We start from the raw sequence: 17,583 nt of genomic DNA, 5'->3' as shown, positions 1-17,583 counted from the left end.
GTCCGGCCCCGAGCAGTCCACCCGGCCGTGTGCACGACCGTGGCGGGACGTTCGCCCGGGGATCAGACCCCGCGCCACGTACTGCCGTCGGCGGCTGACTCCTCGACCGCGGCGAGGACCTTCTGGACGGCCAGACCGTCGCGGAAGCTCGGGGCCGGTGGGACGCCTGTCGCGACCGCGCCGACGAGGTCGACCACCTGGTGGGTGAAGGCGTGCTCGTAGCCGAGCCCGTGACCGGCGGGCCACCAGTGCGCGAGGTAGGGATGGCCCGGCTCTGTCACCACGATCCTGCGGAAGCCGGCGGTCTCGGCGTCTTCGTCGGCGTCGTAGAGGTGGAGCACGTTCATGTCTTCGAAGTCGAAGGCGACCGAGCCGCGCGACCCGTTGATCTCGAGCCTGATGGCGTTCTTGCGCCCGGCCGCGAAGCGGGTGGCCTCGAAGACGGCGATCCCTCCCCCGGACATCCGGGCGAGGAATGCCGCGGCGTCGTCGACGGTGACTGGACCGCGACCGCTCCCTGCGACAGCGGACAGCCCGGCCGAGCTCTCGGCGAGGGGCCGCTCGGCGACGAAGGTCTCGAGCATCCCGGACACCCCCGTGATCTGCTCCCCCGTGACGAACTGGGCGAGGTCGATCACGTGCGCACCGATGTCTCCGAGAGCCCCCGAACCGGCTCTGGCCTTGTCGAGGCGCCAGGTGAGCGGAGACTCCTCGTCCGTGAGCCAGTCCTGGAGGTACTGGGCACGGACGTGACGCACGGTCCCGATGCGGCCCTCCTCGACCAGGCGTCGGGCGAGCTGGATCGCCGGGACCCGGCGGTAGGTGAAGCCGACCATCGCGAGGACGCCGCGCTCTGCGGCCGCATCGGCTGCGTCGGCCATCTGCGTCGCCTCTGCGACCGAGTTGGCCAAGGGCTTCTCGCAGAGCACGTGCTTGCCCGCCTCGAGCGCCGCGATCGCGATCTCGGCGTGCGTGTCTCCAGGTGTGCAGATGTCGACCAGGTCGACGTCGTCGCGGGCGACCAGGTCCTTCCAGCTCGCCTCGGAGCCGAGCCAGCCCAGCCTGTCGGCAGCCACCTGCGCGCTCTCGGCCGTGCGACCTGCGACAGCGGTCATCTCGGTCTCCAGCGGCAGGTCGAAGAACCGTGGGGCGGTGCGCCACGCCTGCGAGTGGGCGGCACCCATGAACGAGTGGCCCACCATCCCGATCCCCAGCCGGGGACGTCCGTCAGCCGACATCGTCGACTCCCTTCGAGCAGGGGTGGGGCCGGCCGCCTGGGCGCCGGCCCCACCGTGAGGTCGTGCGGACGGTCAGGACTCGAAGGCTGACGGGAGGTACTGCGCGACGTTGTCAGCCGTCACGACGGGCGCGTACAGCTGCACCTGGCGCGGGACCCCGAGCGAGGCGAGGTCGCTGACCGACTTCTCCTGGACCGCGAGGCGCGCCATCTTGATGCCGTCGGCCGCCTGGGTGGACGGGTAGACGACCGTCGCCTGGAGCACCGAGTCGCCGGCCTCGATCGACCTCATGACGTTGGCCGAGCCAGCCCCTCCGACCATGAAGAACTCGTCGCGCCCGGCGCTCTCGATGGCCGCGAGGACACCGACACCCTGGTCGTCGTCGTGGTTCCAGATGGCGTCGATCTGCGGCGCGGCCTGGAGCAGGTTGGCGGTCGCCGACTCACCACCCTGGATGGTGAAGTCGGCGGCCACCCTGTTGTCGACGTCGAGACCACAGCCCTCGAGCGCGTCCGCGAAGCCCTGGCTGCGGTCCTGGGTGAGCGGGAGCGAGTCGATCCCGGCGATCTCCGCGACGACGGCGTCGGGGTTGTCGCCCAGCTGCTCGCAGATGTACGTCCCGGCGCTGACCCCCATGCCGTAGTTGTCTCCGAGCACCGTGGCGCGCGCGGCGAAGGGGCTCGAGAACTCGCGGTCGACGTTGATGACGACGATCCCCGCCTCCATCGCCTCGGTCGCGATCTCGGTGAGGGCAGCCCCGTCGAAGGGCAGCAAGACGATGGCGTCGACCCCGTCGTTGATGAAGGTCTCGATCTGGCTGATCTGGAGGCTGACGTCGTTGGTGCCCTCGGCGACACGGAGCTCGACGTCGGGGTAGTTCTCGGCCTCGGCCTTGGCGGCCTCGGTGATGGCGCCCATCCAGCCGTGGTCGGCTGCCGGGGCGGAGAAGCCGATGACGACGGTGTCACCGGAGGCGTCGTTGTCGGAGGCTGCGGCCGGGGCGGCCGCAGCTGACGAGTCGGCAGGGGCCGGGGTGTTGGAGGTGCAGGCCGTGAGGACGAGGCCTGCGACGGCGAACCCTGCCACGAGGGCGGGGACGCGTCGTCGGTCGGTGCCGCGCTCCGGCGATCCGGTGCGGGCCGGCGGTGTCTGGCTGAACAGTCGAGCGGACATGAGAATCTCCTGTGATCGTCGTCCTGCTGCGGGTCTGGTGCGGGTGTCGTGCTGTGGCCGGGCCCCGCGGAGGGTGCCCGGGAAGGTCAGGTGGTGCGGCTGCGGGTCGCGAACCTCTGCTGGATGAGGACAGCCGCGACGATGATCACGCCCTTGACGACGGCCTGGGCCGAGGTGGACATGTTGTTCTGCGTGAACACGTTGGTGAGGGTGGTGAAGATCAGCACGCCGAGCACGGTGCCGACGATGGTGCCGCGTCCTCCGGCGAGGAGGGTCCCGCCGACGACGACAGCCGCGATGGCGTCGAGCTCGTAGAGCTGGCCGTTGGTCGACGAGCCCGCCGTGGTGCGGGCGAGCATCATGATCCCGGCGATGCCGGCGGTGAGGCCCGAGAGCGCGTAGAGGTACATGGTGTGGCGCCTCACCTTGATCCCGGCGAGGCGCGCGGCCTCCGGGTTGCCGCCCACCGCGACGGTGCGGCGTCCGAAGGTCGTGCGGTTGAGGAGCACCCACCCGCCGACCGAGACGAGCACGAACATCCACACGAGCACCGGGACCCCCAGGACCGAGGCCCTGAAGAAGTCGAGGAACTCCGGGACGCTGACCACCTGGGTCTTGCGGTTGGCGATGATCTCGGCGAGACCGCGCGCGCCGACCATCATGGCGAGGGTCGCCATGAAGCCGACGATCTTGCCGTAGGCGATGAGGATGCCGTTGATGAGCCCGCACGCGACACCGACCGCGAGCGCGACACCGACCATGACGATCCAGTGCGTGTCCCGCGCCATCGTCTGCGTGGCGAGGGTGCTGGCCCAGACTGTGGCGAGCCCGAGCACCGAGCCGACGGAGAGGTCGATCCCTCCGGCGGTGATGACGAAGGTCATCCCGATGCACAGCACGCCGAGCACGGCCGCGAGCCGGAGGATGGTGAGGGCGTTGTCGATGCTCGCGAAGCGCTCTCCGCCGGTCACCGCCCCGACGACGCAGAGCAGCACGAGGGCGAGGACAAGACCGAGGTTGCGGCCGACCGAGCCGTGCAGGCCCAGGCCGCGCGACGTCCCCTGCCCCGACGGCCCGGCCGCGGGGCTCCCTCGTCCGTCGAGGGGGGCTGGTGTGCTGAGTGCGACGCCCGCGTCGGGTGGCAGGTCTGCGGAGACGGTCCCGGCAGCGGCGTCCTTGCCGAGGGAGAGGCCTGGTCGTCCCGAGGGTGCTGTCGCACGGTCGCGGTCGCCGGTGCCTGACGGGGGTGTGGTCCTGTGCTCGCTCATGCGGCACGTCCTTCCATGACGAGGGCGAGCACACCGTGCTCGTCGATCGAGTCGGCGGGGCCTGTGTAGACGACGGTTCCTTCGGAGATGACGAGGACGCGGTCTGACATGCCGAGCACCTCGTCGATCTCGCTCGAGACCACGACGACGGCGGCGCCGTCGTCGGCGAGCCTGCGGACCAGGGCGTAGATCTCGGCGCGGGCGCCGACGTCGACGCCGCGGGTGGGCTCGTCGAGCAGCAGCACCCGGCAGCCGTGCACGAGCCAGCGGGCCAGCATCACCTTCTGCTGGTTACCACCTGACAGGGTCCGGGCGGGTCGGTCGACGTCGCTCGGACGCAGGTCGAGCGCTGCGGCCTGCTGCTGGGCGGCGGCGCGCTCCTCCCCCTCGGCGAGCATCCCGCCGCGGGCGAACCGCGCGAAGGTGGAGAGCGTGACGTTGCGGTAGACGGGCTCGTCGAGGAGCAGCCCCTGGCTCTTGCGCTCCTCGGGCGCGAGGCCGATCCCCGCGTCGACGGCCGAGCCGACGGAGCCGGGCCGCGTGCGCTGACCGGCCACGCGGACGGAGCCTGTGGTCGCGCGGCGGGCTCCGTAGACGGTCTCGAGGATCTCGGACCGGCCGGAGCCGACGAGACCGGCGAGCCCGACGACCTCGCCGGCACGGACCTCGAGGCTGACGTCAGCGAAGACGCCTGCCAGCCCGAGGCCCTCGACCGCCAGGAGCACCTCGGCGTCAGGGGCGAGCGGCGTTCTCGGGGGGAAGACCTGCTCGACGGTGCGCCCGGTCATGAGCCGGATGAGCTCGGGGGTGGGGGTGTCGGAGACCGCGAGGTTCTGGGCGACGGTCCGGCCGTCCTTGAGGACGGTGATGCGGTCGCCGATCGCGCGGATCTCTTCGAGCCTGTGGGAGATGTAGACGATCGCGACCCCGGCCGAGGTGAGCTCGCGCACGACCCTGAAGAGGTTCTCGACCTCTTCGGAGTCGAGGACCGCTGAGGGCTCGTCCATGACGATGACGCTCGCGTCACGGGACAGGGCCCGTGCCATGGAGACGATCTGCTTGCCCGCCGCGGAGAGCGACCCGACGTCCTGGGTGGGTGAGATGCCGGGGTGCCCGAGGCGGGCGAGCAGCTCACGGGTGCGGCGGACCGCGGCACGGCGGCGGGAGAATCCGGCCGAGGCGAGCTCGTGCCCGAGGTAGACGTTCTCGGCGACGCTGAGCCCGTCGACGACGTCGAGCTCTTGGTACATGGTCGCGATGCCGAGGTCCAGGGCGGCGACGGGGTGCGGGATGGTGACGACCTCCCCGCGGACGAGGATCTGCCCCTCGTCGGGCTGGTGGGCTCCGGCGAGCACCTTGATGAGGGTCGACTTGCCGGCGCCGTTCTGGCCGAGGAGGCAGTGCACCTCTCCGGGGAGGATGTCGAGATCGACGCCGTCGAGTGCACGGGCGCCGGGAAACTGCTTGACGATGCTGCGCATCTGCAGGAGCGGCTCTGCTGCTGAGGGTGGGTCCACGGTGACCATGCGTCTGAACCTAGGCGGTACTTCTGTCGACAGTCAAGCAAAAGTTGCAAGCAAGGCGATTGTTACCTGCTCGTAATCTGCTAAAGTCGCGCTCATCTGATCCGAGAGGTGGACCCCATGACGACCGAGGAGGCGCTCCGCGTCGTCCCCCGCACGGCCGGAGCCGGCGAGCTGTTCCAGCTGCTCCGCGACGGCCAGCCCCGCACGCGCGCCGAGCTCGCCGCCGTCACCGGGCAGGCACGCTCGACGATCGCTGCGCGCATCGACCTCCTCATGGCCTCAGGGCTCGTGGCCCCGGCCGGGGCGACGACGTCGACCGGCGGGCGACCGCCGGCCACCTTCGCCTTCAACCCCGATGCTCGGGTCGTCCTCGCCGTCGACCTCGGCGCGACGCACGCCCACCTCGCCGTGACAGACCTCGCGTCCACGGTGCTCGCCGAGCTCGAGGCTCCGATCTCGATCGCGGACGGGCCCGACGTGATCCTCGGGTGGGTGGCTCAGACGGGCGAAGAGCTCGTGAGGTCGAGCGGTCGCAGCCTCGAGGACCTCGTCTCCGTGGGGGTCGGGCTCCCCGGGCCTGTCGAGCACTCGACGGGCCGTCCGATCAACCCGCCGATCATGCCGGCCTGGGACGACGTCGACGTCCCAGGCGTGCTGAGCACCCGCCTGGGCGCCTCGGTCCTCGTCGACAACGACGTCAACATCATGGCGCTCGGCGAGCACCGCACCGAGTGGCCCGGGGTGAGCGACCTGCTGTTCGTCAAGGTGGCCACAGGCATCGGTGCCGGGATCATCAGCGACGGTGCGCTGCGCCGCGGCGCCCAGGGAGCCGCGGGCGACATCGGGCACGTGGCAGTCTCGGACCGCTCGGAGGTGCCGTGCCGCTGCGGCAACCTCGGCTGCCTCGAGGCCATCGCGAGCGGGCAGGCCGTCGCGCAGCAGCTCGCTGCGGGCGGGCTCGAGGCGTCGGGGTCCAACGACGTCGTGGCCCTCGTGCGGTCCGGCGACCTCGCTGCGAGCCGGGCTGTCCGCCAGGCCGGGCGCGACATCGGGACCGTGCTCGCCGGGTGCGTGAGCCTGCTCAACCCGTCGATGATCGTGGTCGGCGGGGTGGTCGCGTCGTCCGGGGAGCACCTGATCGCCGGGATCCGCGAGGTGGTCTACAGGCGCTCGCTCCCCCTGGCCACCCAGCACCTGCGGATCGTCGCCTCACGGACCGGCAACCGTGCCGGGGTGCTCGGAGCGAGCGCGATGGCGGTGGACCACGTGCTCTCGCCCGAGGCGATCGACGCGCTCATCGGCTGAGGGGGTCGTCGCCCGCTACGTCAGTCTTCTGAGTCCGTTGCTGCAGTCTCGGGCTCTGCTGCCTCGACAGACGAACCGACTTCGTCCAGGAGCGGGTCTGCCGCGGCCGGCGGTCCCTCGGCGAGGAGCGTGACAAAACCGGCCTCGTCGAGGATCGTCAGGCCGAGCTCACGCGCCTTGGCCTCCTTCGAGCCCGCGTTCTCCCCCACCACCACGAAGTCGGTCTTCTTCGAGACCGAGCCTGCAGCCTTGCCACCGCGCGCGATGATCGCCTCTTTGACCTGGTCGCGGTTGAAGCCCTCGAGCGATCCTGTCACCACGACGGTGAGGCCCTCGAGCGTTCGGACGATGGACTCGTCCCGCTCGTCGCGCATCTGGACCCCTGCCGCACGCCAGCGCTCGATGATCTCGCGGTGCCAGTCGGAGCCGTCGACCTCGAGGTCGTCGTCCTCGTCCGCGGGCGGGAGGGTCGCGGGGACCGCGGAGTCCCCCGGGACGGCATCCTCGGACAGCTCCGGGGCATCTCCGGGCACCGCGCCGTCGGATGCTCCGTCGACTGGCCTGACCGCGCCAGACTCATCCGGCTCGGACGCCTCGGGCTCGGGTGCCGCAGCGACCGAGGCCCGTCCGTTGAACCAGATGCGGACGGCGCGCGCGATCGTCGGACCGACGCCCTCGGTCGCGGCGAGCTCTTCTTCGGTCGCGTCCATGATCGCCTCGACCGACTCGAAGGCTGTCGCGAGCGCGCGTGCGGCGGTCGGGCCGACGTGCCGGATCGACAGGGCCACGAGGACGCGCCACAACGGCTGCGTCTTGGCCTTCTCGCGCTCGTCGAAGAACTTGACCGTGGTCGCCGACGGCTTGGACGGGTTCTTGGCGGTGGCCCTGGTGTAGAAGAACGGGATCTGCTCCCACACCCCTGTCCCGACGCCGGCCTTCTTCTTCTCGCGCCACACGAGGACGTCGGCGAGGTCGTCCACCTCGAAGTCGAAGAACCCGGCCTCGGTCTCGAGGACCGGCACCTGGACCGGGACGCCCTCGGCGTCGGCGCCCTCGGGTCGGTTGTGCTCGGGGTCCACGAGGGCGATCGCCGCCTCCCAGCCCATCGCCTCGATGTCGAAGGCACCCCGGCCAGCGAGGTGGAAGACCCGCTCACGGAGCTGAGACGGGCAGGACCGCTGGTTGGGGCAACGGATGTCGACGTCGCCCTCCTTCGCGGGGGCGAGCGGGGTCCCGCACGACGGGCACTCGGTCGGCATGACGAACTCGCGCTCGGAACCGTCACGCAGCTCGATGACAGGCCCGACGATCTCGGGGATGACGTCGCCAGCCTTGCGCAGCACGACGGTGTCGCCGATGAGCACGCCCTTGCGCTTCACCTCGCTGCCGTTGTGGAGCGTCGCCATGGACACCGTCGACCCGGCGACGAGGACGGGCTCCATCACCCCGAAGGGGGTCACCCGACCGGTCCGCCCCACGTTGACGAGGATGTCCCGCAGCTTCGTGTTGACCTCTTCGGGCGGGTACTTGTACGCGATGGCCCACCGCGGTGCGCGGCTCGTGGCGCCGAGCTGGCGCTGGAGGGCCAGCTCGTCGACCTTCACGACGATCCCGTCGAGCTCGTGCTCGATGTCGTGGCGGTGGTCGCCGTAGTAGTCGATCATCTCCTGCACACCGGGCATGCCCTCGACCACGCGGTTGTGGCTCGAGACCGGCACACCCCACTGCTCGAAGAGGGCGTACGCGTCGGACTGGCGGCGCAGGGTCGCGGGCGCACCCGCCTCCCAGTGCAGCGCGCCGACCCCGTGGGCGTACATGCGCAGCGGGCGGCTCGCGGTGACCTTCGGGTTCTTCTGGCGCAGCGACCCTGCCGCGGCGTTGCGGGGGTTGGCGAAGGGCGGCTTGCCGGCGGCCACCTGCGCCTCGTTGAGAGCGGCGAACTGGTCGACGAGCATGAAGACCTCGCCGCGGATCTCGATGAGGTCCGGGTGCGTGGACGGGTCCCCGCCGAGGGTCAGCGGGATGCTCTCGATCGTGCGGACGTTGAGAGTGACGTCCTCCCCAGTCCGCCCGTCACCGCGGGTGGCAGCACGGACCAGGACGCCCTTCTCGTAGAGCAGCGCGATGGCCAGCCCGTCGATCTTCACCTCGCAGAGGTAGTGGACCTGCGTGGTGCCGATCTCCCGGTGCACCCGCTCGGCCCACGCGTCGAGGTCTTCGGCGTTGAAGGCGTTGTCGAGGCTGAGCATCTGCTCGCGGTGGTCCACGGCCGCGAAGTCCGTCGAGAAGGTCCCACCCACCCGCTGGGTCGGAGAGTCGGGGGTGCGCAGCTGCGGGTACGTCTCCTCGATCTGACCGATCTCGCGCAGCAGGACGTCGTACTCGGCGTCCGACACCGTCGGGGCGTCGCGCACGTAGTAGGCGAACTGGTGCGCCTCGATCTCCTCGGCGAGCACCTTCCAGCGCTGCTGGGCTGCGCTCTGGTCAGGGCTCGCGGCGGTCGCGGACTCGTCGGGACCCTGGGCTGCGGGGGGTGTCTTCGTGCTCACCGGACCATCATCGCGCGAGCCACCCACATCCGCCCTGTGACACACGTGCGACGGCGCACGTGTGACGCCCTCGGCGCGGCCGGCCGACCTCGTACCGCTGGTGACCAGCGCACGAGCACACGTCGGGCGTCGTCCACAGGCAACCGGCGTCGCTCGACAGCAGGTCACCCGATGACCGTAGGGTGGTCCGATGACTGCAGAGCAGACCGACACCACCGCCCCGACGGCCGACGCCGACCCGCGCCTGTGGCTCGAGGACGTCGAGGGGGACGACGCCCTCGCCTGGGTCCGCGAGCGCAATGCGCAGACCACGAGCACCCTCGCCGCGACCGAGGAGTTCACGAGCACCCAGGCCGCGCTGCGCGGCGTGCTGGACTCCGACGCGAAGATCCCCGACGTGTCGAAGATCGGCGACCACCTCTACAACTTCTGGAAGGACTCGACGCACGTGCGCGGGCTGTGGCGCCGCACGACGCCCGAGTCGTACAGGACCGACGAGCCCGAGTGGGAGACGGTCCTGGACGTGGACGCCCTCGGTGAGACCGAGGGCGAGAGCTGGGTGTGGCACGGGGCGAGCATCTTGCGGCCCGCGTACCGCAAGGCTCTCGTGAGCCTGTCGCGCGGAGGGTCTGACGCCGACGTGACGCGCGAGTTCGACCTCGCGACGAAGGAGTTCGTCGCGCCCGAGGACGGCGGGTTCTACCGCCCGGAGTCGAAGGGCGACCTCGCGTGGGTCGACGACGACACTGTGTACGTGTTCACGGACACCGGTGAGGGCAGCATGACGTCCTCCGGGTACCCGCGGGTCGCCCGCCGCTGGCACCGCGGGACCCCGCTCGAGTCGGCGACGGTCCTGTACGAGGGCCGCACGGACGACATGTACATCTCGGCCTTCCGCAGCCACACCCCGGGCTTCGTCCGCGACTTCGTGGCACGCTCCCTCGCCTTCTACAGCAACGAGCTCTACGTGCTCGCCGCCGACGACTCCCTGACCAAGATCGACGTGCCAGACTCGGCCGAGGTCGGGTTCCGTCGCGAGTGGCTGCTGGTCGAGCTCCGCGACGACTGGACCGTCGGTGGGACGACCTACACCTCGGGCTCGTTGCTGGCGACGGGCTTCGACGACTTCCTCGCGGGCGGTCGAGACTTCACGGTCTTGTTCGAGCCTGACGAGTCGACGTCTCTCGCCGGGGCGACGTGGACGCAGCACCACCTGGTGCTCAACGTCCTCGCCGACGTGAAGAACCGCCTGCACGTGCTGACGCCGCCGGCCGACGGCGCTGGGCCGTGGGAGCGCAGCGAGATGCTCGGTGCCCCGAAGATCGGGACCGTCGCCGTCCGTGCCGTGGACGTCGACGCCTCAGACGACGTGTGGCTGGTCGCGACCGACTACCTCACACCGACGACGCTCTCGATCGCGACTGTCGGGCAGGAGCCAGAGCTGCTCAAGTCGATGCCGGTGTTCTTCGACGCCGACGGCCTCACGGTCGAGCAGCACTTCGCGACGTCGGACGACGGCACGAAGGTGCCGTACTTCCTGGTGCGCCGCGCCGACCTCGCACTCGACGGCACCGCCCCGACGCTGCTCTACGGCTACGGAGGCTTCGAGATCTCCTTGACCCCCGGGTACTCGGGCGGGCTCGGACGGGCGTGGCTCGAGCAGGGCGGCGTGTACGCGGTCGCGAACATCCGCGGGGGCGGCGAGTACGGACCCCGCTGGCACCAGCTCGCCCTCCAGGAGAACCGCCACCGCGCCTACGAGGACTTCTCCTCGGTCGCGAAGGACCTCGTGACGCGCGGCATCACCTCCCGCGACCACCTCGGGGTGCAGGGTGGGTCGAACGGCGGGCTGCTCACGGGGAACATGCTCACCCAGTACCCGGAGCTCTTCGGCGCCGTCGTGATCCAGGTGCCGCTGCTCGACATGAAGCGGTACTCCCACCTGCTCGCGGGCGCGTCGTGGATGGCTGAGTACGGCGACCCGGACGACCCCGCGCAGTGGGAGTTCATCCGGACCTTCTCGCCCTACCACCTCTTCGACGCAGACCGGGAGTACCCGCCGGTGCTCTTCACGACGTCGACGCGCGACGACAGGGTCCACCCGGGCCACGCGCGCAAGCTCGCCGCAGCGATGATCGAGGCCGGCAAGGACGTCACGTACTACGAGAACATCGAGGGCGGCCACGGCGGCGCCGCCAACAACGAGCAGGCATCCTTCATGCAGGCGCTGGCCTACAGGTTCCTGTGGGAGCGCCTGGGCTGAGCCGCACAGCATCCCAGCCCACGACGGCGGCGCACCCCACCGGGTGCGCCGCCGTCGCGCTGCCCGGCCACCTGTCGACGCGCGAGACGCGAGACGCGAGGCGCGCCCGCTCACCCGCGAGGTCGCACCCGCAGCGCCGAGGTCGCACGGACACGCCACATCAGCCCGGTGGGACGGCGAGTCGTGCGGATTCGTGCGACCTCGACGAGAAGGATGCGACCTGGACACGGGGAGAGCGACCTGGACACGGGGAGTGCCACCTCGCGGGTCGGGCTCGAGGGTCAGGGCTCTGGGTGGCGGGAGTCGTAGGCGAGGAGCCGGGGCTGCCAGCGCAGCAGGAGCAGGAGCACCACGACGCAGGCGAGTCCCCCGACCACGGCAGCCCAGCCCTCGCCCCACCAGGACGACTGCGCGCCGAGCACCAGGTCGCCGAGACGCGGTCCACCGGCGACCACGACGATGAACACCCCCTGGAGCCGTCCGCGCATGTCGTCGGGGGTCGCCGACTGGAGGATGGTCTGGCGGAACACCGAGCTGATCGCGTCGGACGCCCCGCACAGCACGAGCATGAGCAGCGCGGCGCCCAGCGCGACGACGAGCACGTGGTCCGGGCTGGTCCGCCCCGCCAGGACGAGCACGACGCCGAAGCCCGCGACCGACAGACCCCAGCCGATGATCGCCCACATGATGACGACCCCCTGCCTGTGCACGCGGGTCAGCCCGCCCGAGAACACCCCGGCGAGCAGACCGCCGACCGCGAGGGCGGCGGTGAGCGCACCTGTCGTGGCTGCTCCCCCGCCGAGGATCACCACGCCGATCGCGGGGAACAGCACGCGGGGCATCGCGAGGATCATCGCGACGAGGTCGACGAGGAAGGTCATGCGGACGTTGGGGCGCGTGGCGAGGTAGCGGAGCCCCTCGAGCACGGACGACAGCCCGACCCGGCGGCGCGCCGCGTCCTTGGTCCCCGACCGTGGGTCGACCTCGCCCTCGGCGCCGTCGACGCCGTCCCCGGCGTGCGAGGGCTCGGGTGGCATGCCGGGCAGCTGGACGAGGGCCCACAGCGCGGCGGTGAAGCACAGCACGTCGACCGTGTAGACGATGCCGTAGCCCCACCGGCTCACCACGAGGGCCGCGACCAGCGGACCGGCGGTCAGCGCGATGTTCCAGGTGATGGTCATGAGGGTGTTCGCCGCCGGCAGCAGGCGCGCCGGCAGAAGCCTGGGGATGATGGCCGAGCGCGCCGGGTTGTTGACCGCGAAGGCGGCCGACTGGAGCGCGACCAGCCCGTAGAGCAGTCCGACCGAGCCGATGTCGAGCCACGCCTGCGCGGCGAGCAGCATCGTCACGACCCACAGCACCACAGACGCCGAGAGCGCGACCTTGCGGCGGTCGTAGGCGTCGACGAGCGCACCGCCGTAGAGGCCGAGCACGACGAGAGGCACGAGCGCGCAGATGCCCAGCACACCGACGGCGAAGGTCGACGAGGTGAGCGAGTAGACCTGGAGCCCGACCGCCACGACCGTGAGCTGAGCGCCGAGGTTCGAGATCCCCAGCCCCCACCACAGGCGCCTGAAGGCAGGCGACTCGCGCAGCGGGGTGGTGTCGGCGAAGAGGCGGCGGCCGCTAGCCACCGGCGCGCTCGGCGAGGATCTCCGCGGCCCGCACGACGGTCCCGAGGGCGCCGCGGGCTCGGTCGGGGGTGCCGTCTGTGGTCCAGGTCGCGGCGCTGCCTGCGGAGGTGAGGACCACGTCGGCGAGCCCCTCGGCCGGGAGACCGAGACGTCGCCAGGGAACGCTCACGAGGTCGGCGAGCCCTCGGACGTCTGCTCCTGCGCACTGCGAGACGGTCGCGGGCGGCAGACCGGCCCAGAGCTGTGTCCCCCGCTCGACGGCGCGGGCGAGGAGCTCCCAGCCGCGAGAGTCCCAGCGTCCGTCGGCGACAGGGCCGACCTCGAGCCCGACGGCGTCGGCTCCCGACAGCACGACGGGCGGGACGGCGTCCCAGACCTGCCCGACGTGGACCACCGAGCGGGCACCTGCGGCGCGGACCGCGTGGACGACGGGCTCGAGCCCTTCGAGGATCTCCGGCCCGCGGACGGCACGCAGACGTGAATAGCCCGAGAAGCTCGGGATCACCCCCGCGGAGACCTGACCGAGGAGCGACTCGTCGACCTGGACCGTGAGCTCGACGCCCGGAGCCTGCGCCCGGACAGCAGCGACGTGCTCACCGATGCCCTCGGCGAGGGCGCCGACGAGGGCGCGCACGGCTCCGAGGTCGGAGAGCACCCTGTCACCGCGGGCCAGGTAGAGCGTCGCGGCGAGCGTCCACGGACCGACGACCTGGACCGTCAGCGGCCCGCTGTACCCGGCGCCGGCGATCGCGAGGGCGTCGAGGTCTTCACGCAGGAAGGCCTCGGCACGGCTCGCGTCGAGGCCGGGGTGGTCGGCGATCTTCCAGCCGTGCGGGCCGAGCTCGACGGGCATCTCGGGCAGGAGCAGCGCCGTCCGGGCGACGGGTTCGGACCCGGCTCCCCGGCCCGGGAGCTGGGTGAAGAACGGGAGACCGTCGACCCCCGTAGGCGCGGCCGACAGGTCGCCGATGATGGTCAGCAGCGACTCGAGAGGATCTGTCCCGGGCCAGACACCCGGACCGCTCGCCCCGGTCACGCCGAGCGCGCGGGCTCGGCCGTCGCGAGGCCTACCGGCTCGGCCGGGCGAGAGCGCGACGACGACACCACTGTGGACTGACCGAGGACCCGGGTCCCGAGGTACGCCACGAGCGACTGGCCCGCCGCGACCCCGCGGAGCGTCGCCCCCACGAGCTCGACCTCCATGGCACCGGTCGGTCCGCTCGCGTCGGGGACTGCGCGGACGCGGGCCGCCACGGGCTCACCGTGGGCACGGACCTGGACCTCGGCGTCGATCCACGCTGACGGTGCCGGGTCGCTCGGAGCAGCGGGAGCGTGAGCACCCGAGGCGGTTGCAGGGGTAGCTACCCCGTGCGCCGCGAGCACGTCGTCTGCGAGCCACACGCTCTGGTCGCCGACGATCCGGTCGACCGAGAGCATCTCGGCAGGTCCGACCACGACGGTGTTCGAGATCGGCTGGATGTCCAGGACGTAGCGCGGCTTGCCGTCAGCGGCAGGACGCCCGAGCTTGAGCCCCTTCCGCTGCCCGACCGTGTAGGTGTACGACCCCTCGTGCTCCCCGAGGACCGTGCCGTCGGAGTCGACGATGTCGCCGGTCTTCGCGCCGAGGCGCTCGCGCAGGAAGCCCTGGGTGTCGCCGTCCGCGACGAAGCAGATGTCGTAGGAGTCAGGCTTGGTCGAGACGCTCAGCCCGCGGGCCGCAGCCTCTGCGCGGACCTCGTCCTTCGTCTCGAAGGCCCCGAGGGGGAACATCGCGCGCTGGAGCCTGTCGGGGCCCATGACCGCGAGGACGTAGGACTGGTCCTTCGCGGTGTTCGGCGAGCGGTGCAGCTCGCGCAGCTCCGTGCCGTCGGCACGCGTCGAGGTGATCACCTGGGCGTAGTGCCCTGTCGCCACGGCGTCGAAGCCGAGGGCCGTCGCCTTGTCGAGCAGCGCCTCGAACTTGATGTGCTCGTTGCACCGCACACAGGGGTTGGGCGTGCGCCCCGCCGCGTACTCGGAGAGGAAGTCGGCGACGACAGTCTCCTCGAACTTCTCGGACAGGTCCCACACGTAGTACGGGATCCCCAGCACGTCGGCTGCGCGGCGGGCGTCGCCGGCGTCCTCGATCGAGCAGCAGCCGCGCGACCCCTCGCGGAACTGGTTGCGGTTGCGGGACAGCGCCATGTGCACGCCGACCACCTCGTGGCCGGCGTCGACGACGCGTGCGGCGGCCACGGCGGAGTCGACCCCGCCGGACATCGCTGCGAGGACCTTCATGAGCTCACCTCTCGATCGCTGCGGGGACGGCGCGTCCCGACAGACGCAAGACCGGCTGTCGTCGCGCGGGCGACGACGTCGGGGAGGACCTCGAGGACGAGGTCCACGTCGCTCTCGGTCGACGTGGCGCCGAAGGAGAAGCGCAGGGCCCCTCGTGCGTCGTCTTCGTCGATGCCGAGCGCGAGCAGGACGTGGGACGGCTGCGGCACGCCGGCCTGGCAGGCCGAACCCGTCGAGGACTGGACCCCCGCAGAGTCGAGGAGGTACAGCAGGGAGTCGCCCTCGCAGCCCTCGAAGGTCAGGTGCGCGTTGCCGGGCAGCCGCAGCGTCGGGTCGAGCGCCGGGTCGGGCCCGCGGAGCGTGGCCGACGGGACGAGGTCGGCGACCCCGCGCAGCAGGCGGTCCCGCAGCGAGGCGAGCCGGGGCGCCGTGGTCTCGCGCGCGGCGACGGACTCGCCGACCGCGACGGCGAGGGCGCGGATGCCGGCGGTGTCCAGGGTGCCCGAACGGATCCCGCGCTCTTGACCGCCCCCGTGCAGGACGGGAGTGACGTCGAGGCTCCGGCGGACGAGCAACGCACCTGCGCCGACGGGGCCACCGAGCTTGTGGCCGGTGAGGGTGAGCGCGTCGAGCCCGCTCGCGGCGAAGTCGACGGGCACGTGCCCGACGGCCTGGACGGCGTCCGAGTGCACGGGGATGCCGTAGGGACGCGCTGCGGCGACGACGGCGTCGATCGGCTGCACGGCGCCGACCTCGTTGTTGGCCCACATGACCGAGACGAGAGCGATCTCGTCGGCGTGGGCCGCGAGCTCGGCCCGGAGCGCGTCGACGTCGAGGATCCCCCGCGAGTCGACCGAGAGCAGGACGATCTCGGCGCCGGCGTGCTCGGCCATCCAGAAGGCGGGGTCAAGGACAGCGTGGTGCTCGACGGCCGAAACGAGGATGCGACGACGCTCGGGGTGCGACACACGGCGGGCCCAGAACAGGCCCTTGACCGCGAGGTTGTCCGCCTCGGTGCCGCCACCTGTGAAGACGACCTCGCTCGGACGGGCGCCGAGCGACCCGGCGACCTGCTCACGGGCCTCTTCGACGACGCGCCTGGCGGCCCGCCCTGCGGAGTGCAGGGAGGACGGGTTGCCCACGAGCGCCATCTGCTGCGCGTAGGCCTCGATCGCGGCCGACGACATGGGGGTCGTCGCCGCGTGGTCGAGGTAGGCAGACCGGTCAGGATTCACAGTCGACCAGTCTACGAGCCACCGCTGGGCGCGCGATCCGCCAGGGCTGTGACGTCTGCAGCCCTGAGTCCTGCTCCCTGCGGCACGTCATCCCTGCGCTGCGCGCTCCTTGTGCGCCCGGACGGCCTGGGCCGCCTGCGGGAGGACGTCGGCGAGGTCCCCCACCACGCCGAAGTCCGCGATCTCGAAGATCGGGGAGTCCGGGTCGTTGTTGACGGCGATGATGACGCTCGAGGCCTGCATGCCACCGCGGTGGTGCGGTGCACCCGAGATGCCCGCGCCGACGTAGACCCGCGGCGCGATGGTCACGCCGGTCTGGCCGATCTGCGCATCGTGCCCGACCCAGCCCTCGTCGACGGCGTCGCGAGTCGCGCCCACGGCGGCGCCGAGAGCGTCGGCGAGATCTTCGACGGGCCCGAAGTCACCGAGGGTCCCTCGACCACCGGCGACCACGTAGGCGGCCTCGTCGAGCGCGGGACGCCCGGAGGTCTCCCCTGCGGAGGCGTGGGGTGTGCGCGAGACGAGCACGGCGGCCGTCGCACGCTCTGTCGGCTGGACCGCGAGACGCTCGACCGCAGGCGCGGAGGGGACGGGCGCGCTCGAGGCCAAGACAGCGTTGGAACGCAGGGTGAAGACCGAGCGGCTCGTCGTCGGGGCGCACTCGACGTCCCAGGTCCCCGCGAAGACCCGCTTGACGCCCACCAGCCCAGCCTCGGTCACCGTGACACCCGAGGCGTCGTAGACGTAGCCGGCCGAGAGCGAGCGTGCGGCGAGCGCACCGATCTCCCTGTTGACGAAGGACGAGGTGAGCAGCACGACGTCGGCACCCCTGTGCTCGGCGGCAGCCGCGAGCGCCTCGGCGGCGACAGGGGTGAGGTGGGCTCCGACGGTCTCGTCGCCCGGGAGGTCGACGACCAGGACCGACGCCGCGCCCTGGTCGGCAAGACCGGCGAGGGTCGCCTCAGAGGGTTCGGCGAGGGCGACGGCGGTGACCGTCCCGAGGCTGCGGGCGAGGGTGAGCAGCTCGCGGGCGGGTGAGCGGAGGCCCTCGGCCGGGGTGTCGAGCAGGACGAGGACGGTGCGGTCTGGTGCAGTCATGGTCGGTCCGTCTCTCT

The 17,583-nt window shown here is 71.6% G+C and carries 12 protein-coding genes; 2 read left to right on the top strand and 10 right to left on the bottom strand.

Going from position 1 to position 17,583, the window contains the following annotated elements:
* Nucleotides 1-62: 62 nt before the first annotated feature.
* The 4 genes from SANBI_RS05200 to SANBI_RS05185 all read right to left on the bottom strand — a co-directional run bounded on the left by SANBI_RS05200 (nt 63) and on the right by SANBI_RS05185 (nt 5,205).
* Nucleotides 63-1,238, bottom strand: a complete 1,176-nt coding sequence (locus SANBI_RS05200; protein ID WP_319159603.1) for a Gfo/Idh/MocA family protein — start codon at nt 1,236-1,238, stop codon at nt 63-65.
* Nucleotides 1,239-1,310: 72 nt separating this feature from the next.
* Nucleotides 1,311-2,411 (bottom strand): substrate-binding domain-containing protein, encoded by a 1,101-nt coding sequence (locus SANBI_RS05195; RefSeq protein WP_082544243.1) that lies wholly within the window; start codon nt 2,409-2,411, stop codon nt 1,311-1,313.
* A gap of 86 nt (nt 2,412-2,497) precedes the next feature.
* Nucleotides 2,498-3,679, bottom strand: a complete 1,182-nt coding sequence (locus SANBI_RS05190) for an ABC transporter permease (RefSeq protein WP_319159600.1) — start codon at nt 3,677-3,679, stop codon at nt 2,498-2,500.
* The gene (locus SANBI_RS05185) at nt 3,676-5,205 is read right to left on the bottom strand and encodes a sugar ABC transporter ATP-binding protein (RefSeq protein ID WP_319159597.1); all 1,530 of its coding nucleotides are present in this window, start codon (nt 5,203-5,205) and stop codon (nt 3,676-3,678) included. The genes SANBI_RS05190 and SANBI_RS05185 overlap by 4 nt, the downstream gene beginning before the upstream one ends.
* 117 nt (nt 5,206-5,322) lie before the next feature.
* Here SANBI_RS05185 and SANBI_RS05180 point away from each other — a divergent pair, with 117 nt between their 5' ends.
* On the top strand, nt 5,323-6,510 hold the full coding sequence (locus tag SANBI_RS05180) for an ROK family protein (protein WP_319159594.1): 1,188 nt from the start codon (nt 5,323-5,325) through the stop codon (nt 6,508-6,510).
* 20 nt (nt 6,511-6,530) lie between these two features.
* Here SANBI_RS05180 and ligA read toward each other — a convergent pair whose 3' ends face one another.
* The gene (gene ligA, locus SANBI_RS05175; protein ID WP_319159592.1) at nt 6,531-9,059 is read right to left on the bottom strand and encodes an NAD-dependent DNA ligase LigA; all 2,529 of its coding nucleotides are present in this window, start codon (nt 9,057-9,059) and stop codon (nt 6,531-6,533) included.
* A 190-nt stretch (nt 9,060-9,249) separates the two neighbouring features.
* Between ligA and SANBI_RS05170 the strand changes: the two genes are divergently transcribed.
* Nucleotides 9,250-11,322, top strand: a complete 2,073-nt coding sequence (locus SANBI_RS05170; protein WP_319159590.1) for a prolyl oligopeptidase family serine peptidase — start codon at nt 9,250-9,252, stop codon at nt 11,320-11,322.
* A gap of 281 nt (nt 11,323-11,603) precedes the next feature.
* Here SANBI_RS05170 and SANBI_RS05165 read toward each other — a convergent pair whose 3' ends face one another.
* The 5 genes from SANBI_RS05165 to SANBI_RS05145 all read right to left on the bottom strand — a co-directional run bounded on the left by SANBI_RS05165 (nt 11,604) and on the right by SANBI_RS05145 (nt 17,566).
* On the bottom strand, nt 11,604-12,956 hold the full coding sequence (locus SANBI_RS05165; protein ID WP_319159589.1) for an MFS transporter: 1,353 nt from the start codon (nt 12,954-12,956) through the stop codon (nt 11,604-11,606).
* Complete coding sequence (locus tag SANBI_RS05160; protein WP_319159587.1) at nt 12,949-13,992, bottom strand: uroporphyrinogen decarboxylase/cobalamine-independent methonine synthase family protein; 1,044 nt, start codon at nt 13,990-13,992, stop codon at nt 12,949-12,951. Before SANBI_RS05160 ends, SANBI_RS05165 begins: the two co-directional genes overlap by 8 nt.
* Nucleotides 13,989-15,233, bottom strand: coding sequence for a tRNA 2-thiouridine(34) synthase MnmA (gene mnmA / locus SANBI_RS05155; protein ID WP_319159585.1), 1,245 nt, complete (start codon nt 15,231-15,233; stop codon nt 13,989-13,991). Before mnmA ends, SANBI_RS05160 begins: the two co-directional genes overlap by 4 nt.
* Nucleotides 15,230-16,468 (bottom strand): cysteine desulfurase family protein, encoded by a 1,239-nt coding sequence (locus SANBI_RS05150; protein WP_319159583.1) that lies wholly within the window; start codon nt 16,466-16,468, stop codon nt 15,230-15,232. The genes mnmA and SANBI_RS05150 overlap by 4 nt, the downstream gene beginning before the upstream one ends.
* Nucleotides 16,469-16,555: 87 nt before the next feature.
* Entirely contained in the window at nt 16,556-17,566 is a 1,011-nt protein-coding gene (locus tag SANBI_RS05145; protein WP_319159579.1) for an electron transfer flavoprotein subunit alpha/FixB family protein, read from the bottom strand.
* Nucleotides 17,567-17,583 lie beyond the last annotated feature (17 nt).

The sequence above is a fragment of the Sanguibacter biliveldensis genome (genome assembly GCF_033798665.1).
GTDB lineage: Bacteria > Actinomycetota > Actinomycetes > Actinomycetales > Cellulomonadaceae > Sanguibacter > Sanguibacter inulinus.
Note: the sequence above shows the minus strand (reverse complement) of the source record. Positions and strands in the feature narration are given on the sequence as shown.

Bases quoted from the DNA above. Each gene is read 5' to 3' on its own strand.
- SANBI_RS05170 (WP_319159590.1), top strand. From the start codon at position 9,250: ATGACTGCAGAGCAGACCGACACCACCGCCCCGACGGCCGACGCCGAC.
- SANBI_RS05145 (WP_319159579.1), bottom strand. From the start codon at position 17,566: ATGACTGCACCAGACCGCACCGTCCTCGTCCTGCTCGACACCCCGGCC.
- SANBI_RS05195 (WP_082544243.1), bottom strand. From the start codon at position 2,411: ATGTCCGCTCGACTGTTCAGCCAGACACCGCCGGCCCGCACCGGATCG.
- mnmA (WP_319159585.1), bottom strand. From the start codon at position 15,233: ATGAAGGTCCTCGCAGCGATGTCCGGCGGGGTCGACTCCGCCGTGGCC.
- SANBI_RS05190 (WP_319159600.1), bottom strand. From the start codon at position 3,679: ATGAGCGAGCACAGGACCACACCCCCGTCAGGCACCGGCGACCGCGAC.
- SANBI_RS05185 (WP_319159597.1), bottom strand. From the start codon at position 5,205: ATGGTCACCGTGGACCCACCCTCAGCAGCAGAGCCGCTCCTGCAGATG.
- SANBI_RS05180 (WP_319159594.1), top strand. From the start codon at position 5,323: ATGACGACCGAGGAGGCGCTCCGCGTCGTCCCCCGCACGGCCGGAGCC.
- SANBI_RS05200 (WP_319159603.1), bottom strand. From the start codon at position 1,238: ATGTCGGCTGACGGACGTCCCCGGCTGGGGATCGGGATGGTGGGCCAC.